General features: G+C 62.9%; 2 pseudogenes. Both read left to right on the top strand.

Annotated elements, in window-relative coordinates:
* Positions 1 to 168 (top strand): annotated as a pseudogene (locus ACP7E3_RS31885) (acetaldehyde dehydrogenase); the annotation flags it as partial.
* Positions 169 to 178: 10 nt separating this feature from the next.
* Positions 179 to 618: pseudogene (locus ACP7E3_RS31880) on the top strand (4-hydroxy-2-oxovalerate aldolase); the annotation flags it as partial.

Genomic DNA, 618 nt, shown 5'->3' with positions numbered 1-618 from the left:
CTGAACATCCCCGGCCTGGGCAAATTCTCCGGCCTGAAAACCTCGGTGTTCCTCGAAGTCGAAGGCGCCGCCCATTACCTGCCAGCCTACGCCGGCAACCTCGACATCATGACCTCCGCTGCCTTGGCTACCGCCGAGCGCATGGCGCAGTCGATGCAACAGGCCTGAGGAGAGCGACATGAACGGTAAGAAAATCTACATCTCCGACGTGACCCTGCGCGACGGCAGCCATGCGGTGCGTCATCAGTATTCGCTGCAAAACGTGCAGGACATCGCCCGCGCCCTGGACAAGGCCAAGGTCGACTCGATCGAAGTCGCCCACGGCGACGGCCTGCAAGGCTCAAGCTTCAACTACGGCTTCGCCGCGCACACCGACCTGGAATGGATCGAAGCCGCCGCCGATGTGATCAGCCACGCCAAGATCACCACGCTGTTGCTGCCCGGCATCGGCACCGTGCATGACCTCAAGGCGGCCTACAACGCCGGTGCCCGCGTGGTACGGATCGCCACCCATTGCACCGAGGCCGACGTCTCCAGACAGCACATCGAATACGCCCGCGAACTGGGCATGGACACCGTCGGCTTCCTGATGATGAGCCACATGATCCCGGCCGAGCA

The organism is Pseudomonas sp. PSPC2-3, from assembly GCF_049898265.1.
Lineage (GTDB): Bacteria > Pseudomonadota > Gammaproteobacteria > Pseudomonadales > Pseudomonadaceae > Aquipseudomonas > Aquipseudomonas veronii.
The sequence above is the reverse complement of the archived record's forward strand: the minus strand, read 5'-3'. Positions and strand labels throughout refer to the sequence as shown.